Below are 15,568 nucleotides of genomic sequence, written 5' to 3'. Positions count from 1 at the left end.
CCTGGTGTGAACAATAATGGGAAGTTCTGACTTTTCAGCCGCCTGCAAATGAATTCTGAACCGCTCCTGCTGCCTTTCTTTATTGTCAGCCGAATAATAATAATCAAGACCACTCTCACCTATGGCAATCACCTTTGGGTGAGCCGCATAATGCAGGAGGGTTTGCAGATCTGGCTCGGCTGCTTCTTTTTCGAGAGGATGTATTCCAACCGAGGCATACACATCCTGATATTTATCTGCCAGATCAACCACAGCATCTGCATGCTCAAGATCAATGCCCGCGCAAAGCATTCTTTCAACCCCCGCCTGTCTTGCTGCGTCAAGTGCTGCGTCCAGATCACCGTCATAGCTGTCGAGCTTGAGACGGTCGAGATGGCAATGTGAATCAATCAACATATTCAGTCGTAATTAGTTCAATAGTATTCAGGCAAAATGACTCCCCATAATACCTCATGCGCGTCCCTCTTACCTCAAGCGCCAGACAAAACTGGGCTCAAACCGCTCTCCTGTGCATTACTCCATTCTGCGCAATCACCCTGTAAGGCCGCCAACCGGATCAGTAATTATGCTTCTTTCTGTAAAAACAACTCAAAGCCAGTATCCCAGTCCCAGGTCATGTCAGGTCAGGTCAGGTCAGGTCACCAAGAATCAAATAACGGGTGAATAAATACCTGACCAGGTACTTACAACCTCAAGCAGCGAGACTGCTTGAGGACAGAACCTTACATGAGCTTTACATAGTACTGGTCTCGCGATCGGACTTGAGCGCCGCAGCCAGATACATCTCTATTTTGGTTCTGACTGTATCTGTCGCATCGGTAAACTGAACACCTATCCCGGCCATTCGGGCAGAGCCCTGGGGTGTGATCCAGACCACCTTCCCGGGAACAGGTAATTTATCCGCTTCATCCATCAGAGTCAGACGAATAAAAACTTCGTCCCCCAGTGAGTAACGCTTTGACGTCGGAATAAACAACCCACCACCGGTTATAAAAGGCATATAGGATGAATAGAGAGAAGAAGTGTCTTTGATCGTCAAAGACAAAATACCTGACATACCACCCTTTCCACGGCTCATCGTTCTTCTCCTGACATAGTGATTATTTTTTTCTGGTAACTGATACGGATTTTGAGCTTACCTTTCAGTCAGTGTAACCCGTCCAGGGATGAGTTGACAGAGGCTATTTCTCCCGGCTATGCCGCCAAAAAACCACCCTTTGATACAGCTATTGCAGCCCTTGAAATACCGTGTCAGCCGGGTATTTCGTACAACGTTTCATGGCGTCTGAAACACAATCTGATGAGAGAATGAAAAAACGTGATGAAAGCCATCGCTTAACAGGCGACTTGTCAGTCGATGATACCTATTGGGGACGAAAAAAACACGGCGGCAAGCGAGGTCGTAGTTCTGTAAACAAGCATACCTTTGTGGCAATGGAACATATAATAGCCCTCTGCCTGATGGTCTATCCTGCTATCGGGCATCGGATTCATTATGGGCTGAACAACGTATCCATTTCTGAAAATTGATGGGACGGAAAAGCATTTAGCTGGCATCACGGAAAGCCCTTCGACAGTCATTTTTATATTCGATCACAGGTGGCAATCAATCTATTCCTGACCGGGATAGTGAATGACGGATACCAGGGTGATATGAAGAAAACATATTACACACTTGTCGTTTGCAGGTTTCTTTTTTCCTGTTTTATAGTGCAACTGGCAAGGGTACAGCCAGCAGAGGCCGTCAATAGTTTCACCGAACAGATGTCGTTAAGTTCGCTCTTACCTCTGATTGCCACTGTTTACCGAAATATTCCCGAAGCAAAGAACCGTTTGCCTGACCTTAATGTCACTCTGGCTACAGGCCAGGTTTGGCAATCTTCAGGCGATAGTGAACCTTTGGAACCGGAATCCTCTTACCCACCCAGCGCCGTAGAATACGTTGACACAACTGGACATTGTCATGAACATTGGGCGATTCAGGGCATCATCACAAAGATCATTACCCCGGACATCGATTCGGTAGATCGGGAAAACAGCCTGCCAGCATCGCTGACTCATAAACCTGATTTACCCGTACCCCACAACCTCACGCATCTCTTTGCAGGCAATGGTTTTGATACTTCTGATAACAATGACCCTGACGCACCAGAACCGCTGGTGCCTTCAGAGTTTCCTGCCGTGGTGAGAGTCAGCGATATTGCTGAGGAAAACTGGCCGCAACTCACTGAAGCAGACTCTCTTCAGAATGATACCGACAGCGTCAGATCCGTCTTCAGATGGGCTAATAAACTGATACTGAACTCATTATCCGATGACCCGTTATTAAGATTTCTTACATTCATTCACGGGGCCGCCTTTTATGTTCAGGACACTAATGGGCAGCCGTCCTACATCATCCAACACAACGGCAAGCTATTGTTCATCAGCAGGATTGAAGCTTACTTGTGGTTCAGTCAGTACTGTCAGAGCTTTCTTGAGTCACTGTATCCGGAGATTTTTGGCCCATCACTGCCGGCGGGTGGCGGTTGGCACGAATGGAAACGTTTCATTCGAAAGAAGCCTTTTCATCCTGGTCAAATAGTTAATCATGAGAGCCCTGAACGGGATACCAACAACCATACTGGTACTCAAAGACCATTACGCCCTGAAGGCGAGAGTAATGAAAGAAATGAAAGATCGACTCGATCTGAGGCTCAGGAGGTAATGCATCAATCAGAATGCACCCCGGAACACGACACAGCATCTAGAGATAGGGCTGGAAGGCAAAAACGGATCAACCAGCAGAAAATTGCGGCTACTGGTGGCGGTCTGTCCTCTGGAGACGGTCGTCTGTTCTCTGGAGACGGCCGTTTGTTACAAGTGGAGTACGCTGGAGAGGCTGTCGGCCACGGTCTCTGTGCGGTTGGCGTAAAATCTGCCGACACCGTCGTCTTGGCTGTGGAAAAGAGGCCGTTGCAGCTGCTGCAGAGCCAGACTAACCGTAAAATCGTCCAACTTGATGAGCACGCTCACCTGGCCTTCGCTGGTCTGTCTGCTGACGCCCGCGTCCTGATCCGAAAGGCTCAGCTGGAGTGCCAGAGTTTTCGTTTATCCTTCGAGGACGCCATGAATATCAACAGCATCGCCCGTCGCGTCGCCGAGGTACAGCAGAAAGCTACTCAGCATGGAGGTTGTCGCCCTTACGGTGTTGCCTGCATCATTGGTGGATTCAACAATGATGGCTCCCCTCAGCTCTGGCAGACTGAGCCCTCCGGGGTATGCGTCAGCTGGAAAGCCTGTTCTGTCGGAAGGAAGAGTAAGGCTGTGTTGGAGCTGCTGGAGAGAGAATACAAGGATGATATGAGCCGCGATGACACTATTAAAGTCGCACTGAAGGGACTGCTGGAAGCTGTCGAATCTGGTGCTCGCAACATCGAGCTGATGGTGCTTGAGCCTGATCACTCATCCAGACGCCTGGCTCTTGCTGAGCTTGAGCAGTTGGTGACTGTTCTGAACAAAGAGCGTGATGAAGAGGCCGCCAACAAGCGCCGTCGTGACGAGCAGTAATTTATCAAATGACGGTTTGATTTTTGAGAGAGCAGAAAAGACCTGATCAACCTGTTCTGAATGATGAGTAATGCCAGTTGTTCTATCTGACATCGCTCACTCAGGATCATTTACAAAACCCACTCAAGGCAGCGGCAGAAGACACCTTCCATTAATATCTGCGGATTAAGATTGCCCCCTTCCAGCAGGGATTGTCTTTGCGATATCAACCACTCCCTCTCTTGCAGGAGGTCTCTGGCATTACTTTTTCGAGCCAGATACTCGAGCATTTTCAACTGATCTCGGTTTCGAAGGTCTGACGGATCACCACCCAAACCCAGCTTAACGGCATCATCGAGCCAACCCATTATCCAGCCAATCGTCAGAGCCAAATCCTCTGACTGCCAGTTTTTAGCCAATTCCACAGGGGTTAGCTTCCCCTTGAAAAGTCCTTTCACACCATCAGCCAGCGCTTCTCTTTTTTCTAGCAGTCCCTGATCTGAAAAACGTTTAGCCTCCAAAGGCGAATTAGCCGTGAGATCCAACAATTGCGATACCAGACTCGAATCTTCCAGTTGTGAAGCTAACCACTGCTCCGCTTCTGTTCTTTCCGGTGCAGCAAAGTTTAATTGCTGACAACGACTGCGAATGGTAGGCAGCATATCGCCAGAACGGACACTAACCAGCAGGAAAATGGTATCTTCCCCCGGCTCTTCGAGACATTTGAGCAAAGCATTGGCCGCATTGACATTCATCGCTTCTGCCGGACTCAGGATAATCACCCTGCGCCCTCCCTGCTGGGCTGTTTTATGGGCAAATTCGTTCAACTTTCGAATACGATCAATTCGAATAGGTCGGCCAGGCTCATCAGGCTCCAGCAGTGTCAAGTCAGGATGCGTGCCTGCCTTCAGTAGCTCACACTCCTTGCAGTGACCACAGGCACCCGTCGCCTGAGGATTCATGCACAACAGATACGCTGAAAGTGCTCTGGCAAACTGGAGCTTTCCGGTACCCGGCAAACCTCTGAGCAAATAGGCATGGGCCAAATTATCCGACTGCTGGCAGTGAACCATTCGCTCCCACTGAGTGTTTTGCCAGGGAAAAATGCTCCAGTCTTTCATCAGCGTTCTCCCAGTCTTCTTGAGAGCACTTCCAACAACTGCCGTTGAACACTTTCAAGGGGTTGTCCGGCATCAATGACTTCAAACTGCTCTGGAAACAGCTTCGCCCTTTCCAGATAGGCATTGCGAACCCGGATAAAAAAGTCCATTTTTTCCTGCTCAATCCGATCCAGCCTGCCACCTCGCCCTTTGGCTCTGGCCATGCCTGTTTCAGGATCAACATCCAACAGAATGGTCATATCCGGACGCAGAGAGCCCTGTACCAGATTCTCCAAAGCCTCAACCGGTTGCGTATTAAGGCCTCGACCACCGCCTTGGTAGGCATAGGTGGCATCGGTAAAACGATCACAAAGTACGATTTTTCCTGCTTCCAGCCCGGGCAGAACATTATGAAAAATATTTTGCGAGCGAGCGGCAAACATCATCAGCAATTCAGTTATATCAGATAACGGCTCACCATGATGCCCCAGCAACAGCGAACGAAGCTGTTCCGCAACCCGGGTACCACCCGGCTCCCGGGTTTCAATAAACGCCAGCCGATGGCTTGTCATCCAACTTTTAATAAAATCGACCGCCGTCGTTTTACCCGCACCTTCACCACCTTCAATCGTCAGGAAAAAGCCGGAGGGAGCATTAGCCATTATTGAGCCTCCACAGTCGATCGGTAATCCTCACGACGCTGTTCAATCTGATACTTTCTGACAGCTCGATTATGCTCTGCCAGTGTTTTTGAAAAATAATGTGTCCCATCACCCTTCGCGACAAAATAGATTGATTTACCATCTTTCGGATGCAAAGCAGCATGAATGGCTTCCCGACCAGCGATGGCGATAGGCGTGGGAGGTAATCCTTTGATAATGTACGTGTTGTACGGTGTGACTCCCCGAAGCATTTGTCGACTGATATTCCCTTTATAGCGATCACCCAGACCATAAATCACGGTGGGATCAGTTTGTAGCCTCATACCTTTTTGCAAACGTCTGACAAAAACACCCGCAATTTCACCACGCTCGTAAGCCACACCCGTTTCTTTTTCTACCAGAGAGGCCATAATCAGTGCCTCGTAGGGATTCTTGTATGGGAGTCCTTCAGCACGCTTTTCCCATTCTTCACCGAGTACTGAATCCATTCGGTTGTAAGCCCGTCTGAGTATGGATTCAACCGAGGCACCAGCCTGGAAGAAATAAGTATCAGGGTAAAACAGACCTTCAGGGTTCAATTCTATGGCCAGACTTTTATAGAGAGATTGCAGCGCCTTCTCATCCATAGGTGAAGACAGTTTTTCGTGTTGATTTAAAATGGCTATTACCTCTTTCAGCGTGTAGCCCTCAACCAGCGTCACGTTGTAGTAGCGCACTTGGCCAGAAGTAAAAACCTTCAGCAATTCCCTATGGGTGATCCCGGCCGGAATCAGATAATCCCCGGCATGAATGCCACCGGCCGCTTTCTCTATTCTGGCCAGGAGCACAAAGATCTTTGGGTATTGAAGCCAGCCCGACTCAGCCAGACTGTCTGCCACTCGAGTCATCGACTCGCCCTGGGAAATAGTAAACTCCAGGTTGCTTCCAGTGTCTGGTTCATTTACGGGCTGATCGCCGTACCAGTCCAACGCCTTCCAACATACAACGGCTGCCAGCAATCCTGCAAGACAGAGACCCATCACTGAAAATGACAACTTTTTAAGCATTCAAAACTTCCTGAACCCTACCCCTGACTGTCCGGGTCACACTACCCACTGACCAGTGCAAACAGCCACAGGCAATCACCGGCCAAATTCCGTTAACACTGTTACAAACAAATACCTCATCGGCCCCGGCAAGATCTTTCAGATGATAATCACCCGTTTCCACATGAAAACCCCATTGACGAGCCTGCCCCATAATCAGATCTCTGCAAACTCCTTTGACCCCTGATTTGCGAAGACACGGTGTCCTCAGGGTTTTGCCGGATACCAGGAATAAATTACTCATGGTTCCCTCTACAAGCCTGTCGTCCATACCCAGTAACAAACCTTCCAGACAATCGGTACCCTGCCATTCAGAGCGTGCCATGACATTCTCGAGACGATTAAGATGTTTTAATCCGGCGAAGGCATTATCACCGAGCCTGGTGTTACATTGATGTAGCCTGACGCCCCTGATCGCCGGGTTACCAGGATAGACCGGCAAAGAATGAAAAGAGAGAATTCGGCAAGGTCTGTCACAACCCTGTGGGTTATATCCGCGACCGCCAGTGCCACGGGTCACAATGGCTTTGAGGACCCCTTCCTTCAGATTCTGCGTTTGCAAAAAGTCACTGACTTCATTTTTGAACGCCTCCAGATCAAAAGGAATACCCAATACAGCCATACCGGAACAAAGCCTTTTGCAATGAAGATCAAAAAGAGTGGGGGCACCGGCCTGAACACGGATGGTTTCAAAAACACCATCGCCGTATGCCAGACCTCTGTCACTGATCAATACTTCAGAAGCTGGCTCACCATTGACCCAGCTGGCGGGATGACGATTATCCAAAGTTTCTAATCCAGTCTCGAGAAAGCCAGAGTCACATTGGTTCCCCCAAACCCGAATGAGTTGGAGAGCACATGCTCCATCTCAATGGACCTGGCTCTTCCGGGCACATAATCCAGATCACAGCCTTCACCCGGATTTTCCAGATTAATCGTGGGAGGCGCGATATTATTTTGCAGCGATTTTACAGCAAACACGGCCTCCAGCGACCCGGCCGCCCCCAACAAATGACCTGTCATGGATTTGGTAGAGCTGACCGCAACCTGTCTGGCAGCATGACCAAAAACCCTGTGCACCGCTTTGGTTTCAGCAATATCACCGGCAGGCGTAGAGGTACCGTGGGCATTAATATAGGCCACCTGTTCTGCCTTAAGGCCAGCGTCATCCAACGCTGACTGCATAGCTCTGGCCGCTCCGCGACCATCTTCAGGTGGTGATGTCATGTGATAAGCATCACCACTCATGCCTACACCACTGAGTTCTGCATAAATAGTGGCACCACGTCGTACAGCATGCTCGTACTCTTCCAAAACCATGACACCAGCACCATCACCCAGCACAAAGCCATCCCGATCTTTATCCCAGGGACGGCTGGCGGCTTCAGGCTGATCATTTCTTGTAGACAGGGCTCTGGCCGCGGCAAATCCGGTCATACCCAGTGCCGAAGAGGCTTTTTCGGCACCACCGGCGACCATAACGTCAGCATCACCGTAGGCAATGGTTCTGGCGGCCAGGGCCAGAGCATGACTGCCCGTTGCACAGGCAGTAGAAGTTGCAAAGTTAGGCCCCTGCAGATTGTAGTGCATGGACAACCAGCCAGCCGCCATATTGATGATTGCCGCCGGTATGAAGAAGGGGGATATACGACGAGGACCGCATTTATGAAGCGTATCATAGTTTTGCTCAATAGACGTTATGCCACCAATACCGGAACCAATGACAACACCATAGCGACCGACATTATCGCCTCTCAGCAAATCACTCCCATCCAGCCCCGCATCTTTCATCGCCTCAATGGAAGCCGCCAGTGCATACTGGATAAAAACATCCATTTTCCGGGCGTCTTTAGGATTGAAGTAGTCACCTGCCTCAAAGCCTTTTACTACCCCACAGATACTGACACTGAATTTCTCAGCATCCAGATGATCGATAGTTTCAACACCACTGCAACCAGCCAGTACAGACTGCCAGCTCTGATCAACTCCCAGACCTACCGGAGATAAAGCCCCTAGCCCGGTTACCACTACTCTTCTATGCGACAAAACAATTCACTCCTGCATCAGATCTTCTGACTTTATTTTTTGTGCCCGGGCCTCAGGGGCGCTGATAATTAATCATGAAGCTCAGCCGTCTCACGAGTCATAAAATAGTTATGGCCACAGGTTTACAAAAAATCATGCTAAATGATCATGTAAAAATGATGACATTAATCTTTATGTGAGTGTGTTATGTCCCGACCATGTTTCTCACAGTAAAAATACAAAAGCCGCACGCAATTTACTGCGTACGGCTTTTTCAGGATACAGCTATTCGCATGCAGCCCGGACAGAATCAGGAATGAGCAACAACGTAGTCGATTGCTTCCTGAACTGTGGTGATCTTTTCAGCTTCTTCGTCTGGAATCTCAGTTTCAAACTCTTCTTCCAGAGCCATTACCAGCTCAACGGTGTCCAGAGAGTCCGCGCCGAGGTCCTCTACGAATGACGCACTGTTGGTGACTTCCTCTGCTTTTACGCCAAGCTGTTCGCAAACGATCTTTTTGACGCGCTCTTCAATGGTACTCATACCTGGTTGTGCTCCTATGGATATTCGGGTGCAGAAGGGCGATTTGAAGACCACCCTATCTGCGGTCAATTACTATATATAAACGCTTGCGGTAATTTCAAGGACAGGCCCATTATATTACCGAAAATTTCATCTTTAATCAGAGGGTTTTTGACACGTATCAAGTGCCAATAACATTGCACGACCTCTAACCCATGTACATCCCGCCATTCACGTGAATGGTTTCTCCGGTAATGTAACCGGCTGCATCACTGGCCAGAAAAGCCACCACTCCAGAAATTTCTTCGGGCTGTCCGAGACGGGCCATTGGCACCTGTGACTGCAAAAAGGTTCTGTGTTCTTCCGGTAACTCACGGGTCATATCGGTATCGATAAAGCCTGGTGCCACTGTATTCACAGAGATCTGACGGGAGCCAACCTCTCTGGCAAGAGAGCGACTGAAGCCTTCTATACCCGCCTTGGCCGCCGCATAATTCGATTGCCCCTGATTGCCCATGGAGCCGACCACGGAGCTGATATTGATAATGCGCCCCCAGCGAGCCTTGGTCATACCTCTCAACACTGCCTTACTCATTCTGTATATAGAACTCAGGTTGGTATTAATGACAGCATCCCATTCATCATCCTTCATTCTCATCAGTATGTTGTCACGGGTAATACCAGCATTGTTCACCAGAATCCGGGGGGCGCCAAATTCAGATGTCACGGATTTGACCACTTCAGAACAATTGCCAGCCACAGAGACGTTCAATACCATACCACAGCCTTTTATTCCTTCCGCCTGCAGCATTTCAGTGATTCTTTCAGCGCCCGACTGTGAAGTAGCAGTACCCACTACAACAGCCCCCTGCTTGCCCAGATCAACGGCAATAGCCTTGCCAATTCCACGACTGGAACCAGTAACCAGAGCTACCTTGCCTTCAAGGTTCGACATAGTTCTATCCTGTTGTTCTTCTGCAAAAGCACTTTCAATAGTCACGATTAAAAGCTGCTTTATCGCTTAATACTGACCTGACCATTCCTCGAAAGAGGATGCCGATTCAAGAGTTGCTATTGGCGACCTGCGAATGATCCGCTTGTTCAGACCCGCAAGTACCTTGCCAGGCCCACACTCAGCAAACCGGGCTACCCCTGCTTCATTCAGATACTGAATCGTCTCTACCCAGCGAACAGGACTATAAAGCTGTCTGACCAGGTTTTCACGAATTTTTTCCGGCTCTGAACATGGCTCTGCAGTAACATTTTGTATCACTGTGATCGAAGGCTCACTAAACTCGATAAGCCCCAGCTCAACAGCCAGTTTCTCTGCCGCCGACTTCATCAGCGCACAGTGAGAAGGCACACTCACAGGTAAGGGCATCGCTTTTCTGGCACCTGCCTCTTCAGCCAGCTCAACCGCACGGGCCACTGCTTCTTTTTCACCGGCAATAACAACCTGACCGGGCGAGTTAAAGTTAACCGCTTCAACCACATCTCCCCGGGCAGCATCCAGACAGAGTGAGATCACCTGCTGATCGTCAAGACCGAGAATGGCAGCCATGGCACCACTACCTGCGGGAACAGCCTCTTGCATGAAGAGACCACGCTGGCGAACCACCCGTACGGCATCAGAAAACTTCATCGCCCCCGAGCACACAAGTGCCGAGTACTCACCCAGACTGTGACCCGCCATAAAGGCAGGCTGCTCACCATCCTTCTCAAGCCAGAGACGCCACAACGCCACGCTGGCGGTGAGCACTGCTGGCTGGGTATTTTCCGTCTTATTGAGTTCTTCCCCCGGCCCTGCAATGGTCAACTTGAGCAAATCAAACCCAAGCACCTCAGCAGCTTCAGTGAAGGCCTGAACGACAACGGGATGGTCGATATGGTCTGCAAGCATGCCCACCGACTGGGATCCCTGCCCCGGAAAAACAAATGCAAGTAAATCCGTCATTGCTTTGGGTCTAGTCCTGATATAGCCAATCGTTGAGAGAAGCCTGCCTTTTATAGATTCACTTCTCCCGAAAAATCCAGGCAATTATAGAAAAAGTCGAACCCAAGGTTGGTAAATTTATGTTTCCAACTGAAACAACTATGAACGCAAAGGTATAAAGCCATGACATAGCTTCAAACGCGAGACCTCCACCAAACCAGACAGAGAGATGGGTGCAGGGCTTGCGCAGAGCAAGCCTGTGAACTACCTTCTTTCTGATTCTTGTAGACCTTTCTTTGCACCCGGGAAGTTCAATCAACATCCGGAAACCACCCCGTCGCCCAGATCATTGCGTCCTTTAGATTGGTTCAGAGAAGCTTAACTGTTTGCATATGCATCGGATGACCAGACATAAATCATCAGGAGAATGACTGGAATGAAATATCTGAAGGGCTTTGCCGGAGAGTTCATAGGCACCTTTATCCTGGTTTTATTTGGCTGTGGCTCAGTGGCAGTAACAGTATTGTTTTCTGCCCATGCCGGACTCTTCCAGGTAGCTATGGTCTGGGGTCTGGCAGTAACACTGGCAATTTACGCCACCCGACGCCTTTCCTGTGCTCACCTCAATCCAGCAGTGAGCATTGCTATGGTGGTCAGTCGTCGGATGCCTGCAACATTACTACCCTGCTACCTCGCAGCCCAGTTTGCCGGTGCATTTGTGGCCGCCGCCCTGGTTTACCTGCTCTTCTCCAGCTCAATCATGCAGTATGAGCTAGTCCATGGCATTATCCGCGGCAACGAATCATCCATAGCAAGTGCAATGATGTTTGGTGAGTATTACCCCAATCCGATGGCAGGACAGATCGCCTCAGTTTCCACGGCCAATGCTTTTTTTGCCGAGTGCACCGGCACATTCACCCTGGTCTTTATGATTCTGGCCCTGACCGAAACCTGCAACACCGGGCGACCGGATCAGGCATTGACCCCATTGTTTATCGGTTTAACGGTTACCGCCATTATTTCAATTATTGCGCCTCTGACCCAGGCGGGACTCAACCCGGCCAGAGATTTATCCCCCCGACTGCTGGCGTCGATGTTCGGCTGGGCGAGCGCGGCGTTTCCTGATAATCATTATGGTTTTTTGACGGTGTATGTCCTGGGCCCGATTATCGGTGGCATCATGGCCGCTTTATGTTTCATAGGTGTTGTTGAACCATTAATGAAGGACACAACAGCTTTAGAACATGACAGAATTAGCAAAACAACAACACCGGGCAAATAACTAACATCACCACATACGACTTCTGTCGGGTTGCCTGATTTCCCTCAGAGACCGGAATGACCTGACCAGACAACGAGGTCATTAATGGTATATGGAAAGGATAGCCAGACAGCCCGGTTTTGTTAGAGCAACCGCTCTTCAACCTCTTGAGCGATTCTGGCGGGAACGTCATTTTGCGCCTCCTTCACCGCCTGACAAATGGCCCGATAAAAACCCTCTTCATCGGCCCCTCCGTGACTCTTGATCACAACCCCCTGCAAACCAAGCAAACTCGCTCCATTATGCAACACCGGATCAACCTTGCGATTAAATTCTTTCAGCAGCGGTGAAATCAAAAAATAAAGAAACTTGTTCAACAGAGAACGCCGAAAAACAGACCTCAAGCCACTACGCATCAAGTTCGCAACCCCCTCTCCCGTTTTTAGGGCCACATTACCAACAAAGCCATCGCAGACAATCACATCAGCCCGACCACTGACAATATCATGCCCTTCTACAAAGCCGATATAATCCAGCCCCTGCTGTACCTCAAGCTTTTCCAGGAGCAGATGATGAGCCAGCCTGACCTGCTCATTCCCCTTCATTTCTTCGGTACCAATATTCAGCAGAGCCACTTTCGGGGATTCTACACCGTACACCGATGAAGCCAACTGAGCCCCCATAATGGCAAACTGGTAGAGATGCATCGATGTACAATCAACATTCGCCCCCATATCCATCAACAGGGCACTGCCATCGTACGTAGGCACAGAAGCCGCTATGGCCGGACGATCAATACCAGCAAAGGTTTTTAGTACATAACGCCCCATCGCCATGAGAGCTCCGGTATTACCTGCACTTACACAGGCTTGCGCCGTACTCTTCGAGACCAGCTCAAGTACTTTCCACATCGAGGAATCTTTTTTTCCACGGAGTGCCAGTGAAGGCTTGTCGTGCATGGTAACGGTTTTTTCAGCGTGAATCAGGGTAAAGCGCGACCGATCAGAGAAGTCGGTATCGGAAAGATAATCTTCAATGAGCTGCCTGTCACCGACAAGCAGAAGATGAAGAGAAGAATAATGCTCGAGCGCTCTGAGAGCCGCCCGTATACGAGAACGGGGACCATCGTCCCCGCTCATTACATCAAGCGCAACCGTTAGTTGTGAACCAGCGTTTGCACCTGATGTCATTTTATTTCATGCCTCCGGGAGACAGCAAAGCAATCACTGTACTCATTCCTTAGGGCAAGCATACCTGAGAACTTAGTCTTCGCCGGTTTCAACCACTTTCTTGCCACGGTAGAAACCTTCAGCAGAAACGTGGTGACGACGATGAGTTTCGCCGGAAGCTACCTCCACAGACAGCTGAGCAGAAGTCAGACTATCGTGGGAACGGCGCATATTACGCTTGGAACGGGTTTTACGGTTTTGCTGAACAGCCATGTGTCAACTCTCCTGGGTCGTAGTATCTGTTTTCAATTTGGCCAGAACGCTGAAAGGGTTACTGTTCTTGCGCTCTTCATCTGCCTCAATGGCAGCAGCCTGAGCCTCTTCTTCAGACTCAGTAGTAAAGTATTGCTGAGCTGAACAGTCCTCAGGCGGATGATAGGCCACCAGCGGAAGTGCCAGAATCAGCTCTTCCTCGAGAATAGGCAATAATTCTACCGGTTCATCACCGTACATCAACGGTTCAAAGTCTTCCGGCAGGGCTTTGGCCTGCTCGTCGGTCAGCACCCCCATCAAATGGAGATCAGCTCGCACAGGCAGCCTGGCCACATCCAGACAGCGCTGGCAGATCATGCTCAGTTCTGCCTCAACATGCCCTTCCAGCACAACCCGGTTGTTTTCACTCAATGAAAAGCGAAGATCAACCTGAACTTCGCCCCTGTCATCAACCAGACTGTCTACCAGCCGACTAAACTGACTCAATGCCAGGGAGCCTTGAAACTGCCTGCCTTGACGCGCGAATTTACGCGGATCAAAGGCTTTGGGTAATTGTCCGATAGCCATGAGTCACGGGGTTCACGGGTTGGTTGTCATAAGCGCGCAATAATAGGGGCAAGAAAAGTCTCTGTCAAAGGGTTTAACCGCATTAAGCTGTTTAACGTTCAGACCTGCAACCAACGGACTACAAAGCAACAATAACAATATGTAATTTCCGTTTATGCACACTTTTTTCTGAACTTTTGAGTCAATCCACATGATTGCCTGATATTCCAAACACAAAAGCTCTACCCGGAAAAGCTGAATCATCCTGCACCGACCAAAATTCAGACTGTTGAACCTGCGTTAATTGTCTATTGGATAAATCTTCTGATTCAGATAATCATATATTTGATGGAGTGTTGAGTAAGGGCGCGTCCAATGATCCCAACCTGTTTTACTTAATGTTTCGTCTACTGGAGTCCCATTATCAACAAATCTGGCATAGCTATTAGCCAAGGCGAATAAAGATGCGACTAACCCCACTTTAAGCATCCTGCCTGAGTGGGTGCTGCCATTGGCATCTGTTAGAATTAATCCTTTGCTGGCAACGGTCAGAATTCCACCCATGATGAGCATTACGGATGTGCTAATCAAGACTCCCGTCCCGATAGCGGCTCTGGCGCTCAGTTCGGTTTCGGTGGTTTTTAGCTGAACGGCTTTGACAACGAAAGTGGCTCTACTTACTACTCCGATAAAGTTTCCGAATAAAGCTCCTAATGAGAATGCACTTCCGATTGCCATGCTTTCGTTTAGAATCATGGCTCCATATTCGAATGCAACATCGAATGCGATTAAGACTACGACTAAGGCAATCGATAAGTTACTTGCAAGTAAAGCTTTGTTAAATCCATGAAAAAGAGTAGATGGAGCAAAAATAATAAGGTCAGATATAATGCGGGTAGAGATATATAAAATTGATAAGAAAGTAATACAACTTAACGTTCTTTTCAAAATATCAAGGCTATTGAATTTCAAAAATCCATATACACTGAGTCCTAAAAAGGCGTTGATTGACGTCAACTTAGTAAACACTTCAAAAAATTCATAATCGACATAAACACCCTCTGTTTTAATGTTAGCGATATCAATAGTAAATTTAGACAGTACATCTATTATGGTACCTGTCATAGATTTAACGATAAGATGCAGAAAAATCACGGACTCTATGGCTATTTCTCCATCACTGATCGATAATCCACACAAGACATTGGATAGAAGTCCACTCGTTGATAAAATTCTTTCCAAAACCGGTTTTTTTGGCCATGAACTGTAGGTTTCTTTGAAGACAATTGAACCAACTGTCATCAACGATGTTATCTCAAGTAACTCGCGGGAGTTTTCGGTTAACGGTAACCGGGGATGTAATTTATACCTGATCAGACTTAAAGACCAATAGTTCACTTCAAACTTCAGAATGGTAGATAAAAAAAAAGGAGTAGCTTTTGGCCAGCTCATCACCTGAATTA

18 protein-coding genes are annotated in these 15,568 nt (G+C 48.7%); 4 read left to right on the top strand and 14 right to left on the bottom strand.

Features of this window, described 5'->3' with window-relative positions; genetic code table 11:
* Both KDK17_RS05205 and KDK17_RS05200 read right to left on the bottom strand, forming a co-directional pair.
* Nucleotides 1-396, bottom strand: a 396-nt coding sequence (locus tag KDK17_RS05205) for a TatD family hydrolase (RefSeq protein ID WP_257287513.1), incomplete at its 3' end; no start/stop codon positions are given.
* 337 nt (nucleotides 397-733) lie between these two features.
* Nucleotides 734-1,078, bottom strand: coding sequence for a PilZ domain-containing protein (locus KDK17_RS05200; RefSeq protein ID WP_257252610.1), 345 nt, complete (start codon nucleotides 1,076-1,078; stop codon nucleotides 734-736).
* Nucleotides 1,079-1,129: 51 nt separating this feature from the next.
* Between KDK17_RS05200 and KDK17_RS05195 the strand changes: the two genes are divergently transcribed.
* The 3 genes from KDK17_RS05195 to KDK17_RS05185 all read left to right on the top strand — a co-directional run bounded on the left by KDK17_RS05195 (nucleotide 1,130) and on the right by KDK17_RS05185 (nucleotide 3,549).
* Nucleotides 1,130-1,312 (top strand): hypothetical protein, encoded by a 183-nt coding sequence (locus tag KDK17_RS05195; RefSeq protein WP_257287512.1) that lies wholly within the window; start codon nucleotides 1,130-1,132, stop codon nucleotides 1,310-1,312.
* A complete protein-coding gene (locus KDK17_RS05190; RefSeq protein ID WP_257287511.1) occupies nucleotides 1,309-1,530 on the top strand; it encodes a hypothetical protein in 222 nt (73 codons plus the stop codon). The genes KDK17_RS05195 and KDK17_RS05190 overlap by 4 nt, the downstream gene beginning before the upstream one ends.
* Before the next feature lie 123 nt (nucleotides 1,531-1,653).
* Nucleotides 1,654-3,549, top strand: a complete 1,896-nt coding sequence (locus KDK17_RS05185) for an archaeal proteasome endopeptidase complex subunit alpha (protein WP_257287510.1) — start codon at nucleotides 1,654-1,656, stop codon at nucleotides 3,547-3,549.
* A 110-nt stretch (nucleotides 3,550-3,659) separates the two neighbouring features.
* On the opposite strand, the gene KDK17_RS05180 is transcribed toward KDK17_RS05185, so the two are convergent.
* The 8 genes from KDK17_RS05180 to fabD form a co-directional block, all read right to left on the bottom strand.
* Entirely contained in the window at nucleotides 3,660-4,649 is a 990-nt protein-coding gene (locus KDK17_RS05180) for a DNA polymerase III subunit delta' (protein WP_257287509.1), read from the bottom strand.
* A complete protein-coding gene (tmk, locus tag KDK17_RS05175; protein WP_257252605.1) occupies nucleotides 4,649-5,290 on the bottom strand; it encodes a dTMP kinase in 642 nt (213 codons plus the stop codon). Before tmk ends, KDK17_RS05180 begins: the two co-directional genes overlap by 1 nt.
* A complete protein-coding gene (gene mltG / locus KDK17_RS05170; RefSeq protein ID WP_257252603.1) occupies nucleotides 5,290-6,336 on the bottom strand; it encodes an endolytic transglycosylase MltG in 1,047 nt (348 codons plus the stop codon). Before mltG ends, tmk begins: the two co-directional genes overlap by 1 nt.
* A complete protein-coding gene (gene pabC, locus KDK17_RS05165; protein WP_257287508.1) occupies nucleotides 6,329-7,162 on the bottom strand; it encodes an aminodeoxychorismate lyase in 834 nt (277 codons plus the stop codon). Before pabC ends, mltG begins: the two co-directional genes overlap by 8 nt.
* A 5-nt stretch (nucleotides 7,163-7,167) precedes the next feature.
* Nucleotides 7,168-8,421: a beta-ketoacyl-ACP synthase II gene (gene fabF / locus KDK17_RS05160; RefSeq protein WP_257252601.1), complete on the bottom strand. Its 1,254-nt coding sequence runs from the start codon at nucleotides 8,419-8,421 to the stop codon at nucleotides 7,168-7,170.
* Between the two features lie 289 nt (nucleotides 8,422-8,710).
* On the bottom strand, nucleotides 8,711-8,944 hold the full coding sequence (gene acpP / locus KDK17_RS05155) for an acyl carrier protein (protein WP_034842413.1): 234 nt from the start codon (nucleotides 8,942-8,944) through the stop codon (nucleotides 8,711-8,713).
* A gap of 187 nt (nucleotides 8,945-9,131) precedes the next feature.
* On the bottom strand, nucleotides 9,132-9,878 hold the full coding sequence (fabG, locus tag KDK17_RS05150) for a 3-oxoacyl-ACP reductase FabG (RefSeq protein WP_257252599.1): 747 nt from the start codon (nucleotides 9,876-9,878) through the stop codon (nucleotides 9,132-9,134).
* 66 nt (nucleotides 9,879-9,944) lie between these two features.
* Nucleotides 9,945-10,877, bottom strand: coding sequence for an ACP S-malonyltransferase (gene fabD / locus KDK17_RS05145; protein ID WP_257287507.1), 933 nt, complete (start codon nucleotides 10,875-10,877; stop codon nucleotides 9,945-9,947).
* 415 nt (nucleotides 10,878-11,292) lie between these two features.
* Here fabD and KDK17_RS05140 point away from each other — a divergent pair, with 415 nt between their 5' ends.
* Nucleotides 11,293-12,138 carry an MIP/aquaporin family protein gene (locus KDK17_RS05140; protein ID WP_257252597.1) on the top strand — a complete coding sequence of 282 codons (846 nt, stop codon included), beginning with the start codon at nucleotides 11,293-11,295 and terminating at the stop codon, nucleotides 12,136-12,138.
* A 122-nt stretch (nucleotides 12,139-12,260) separates the two neighbouring features.
* Here KDK17_RS05140 and plsX read toward each other — a convergent pair whose 3' ends face one another.
* The 4 genes from plsX to KDK17_RS05120 all read right to left on the bottom strand — a co-directional run.
* Nucleotides 12,261-13,307: a phosphate acyltransferase PlsX gene (plsX, locus tag KDK17_RS05135; protein WP_257252595.1), complete on the bottom strand. Its 1,047-nt coding sequence runs from the start codon at nucleotides 13,305-13,307 to the stop codon at nucleotides 12,261-12,263.
* Nucleotides 13,308-13,379: 72 nt separating this feature from the next.
* Nucleotides 13,380-13,559 (bottom strand): 50S ribosomal protein L32, encoded by a 180-nt coding sequence (rpmF, locus tag KDK17_RS05130; RefSeq protein ID WP_257252594.1) that lies wholly within the window; start codon nucleotides 13,557-13,559, stop codon nucleotides 13,380-13,382.
* A 3-nt stretch (nucleotides 13,560-13,562) separates the two neighbouring features.
* Nucleotides 13,563-14,126: a YceD family protein gene (locus KDK17_RS05125; protein ID WP_257252593.1), complete on the bottom strand. Its 564-nt coding sequence runs from the start codon at nucleotides 14,124-14,126 to the stop codon at nucleotides 13,563-13,565.
* Nucleotides 14,127-14,405: 279 nt separating this feature from the next.
* On the bottom strand, nucleotides 14,406-15,568 hold a 1,163-nt coding region (locus KDK17_RS05120; protein ID WP_257287506.1), incomplete at its 5' end, for a hypothetical protein.

Source organism: Endozoicomonas sp. SESOKO2 (assembly GCF_024606245.1).
Lineage (GTDB): Bacteria > Pseudomonadota > Gammaproteobacteria > Pseudomonadales > Endozoicomonadaceae > Endozoicomonas_A.
The sequence above is the reverse complement of the archived record's forward strand: the minus strand, read 5'-3'. Positions and strand labels throughout refer to the sequence as shown.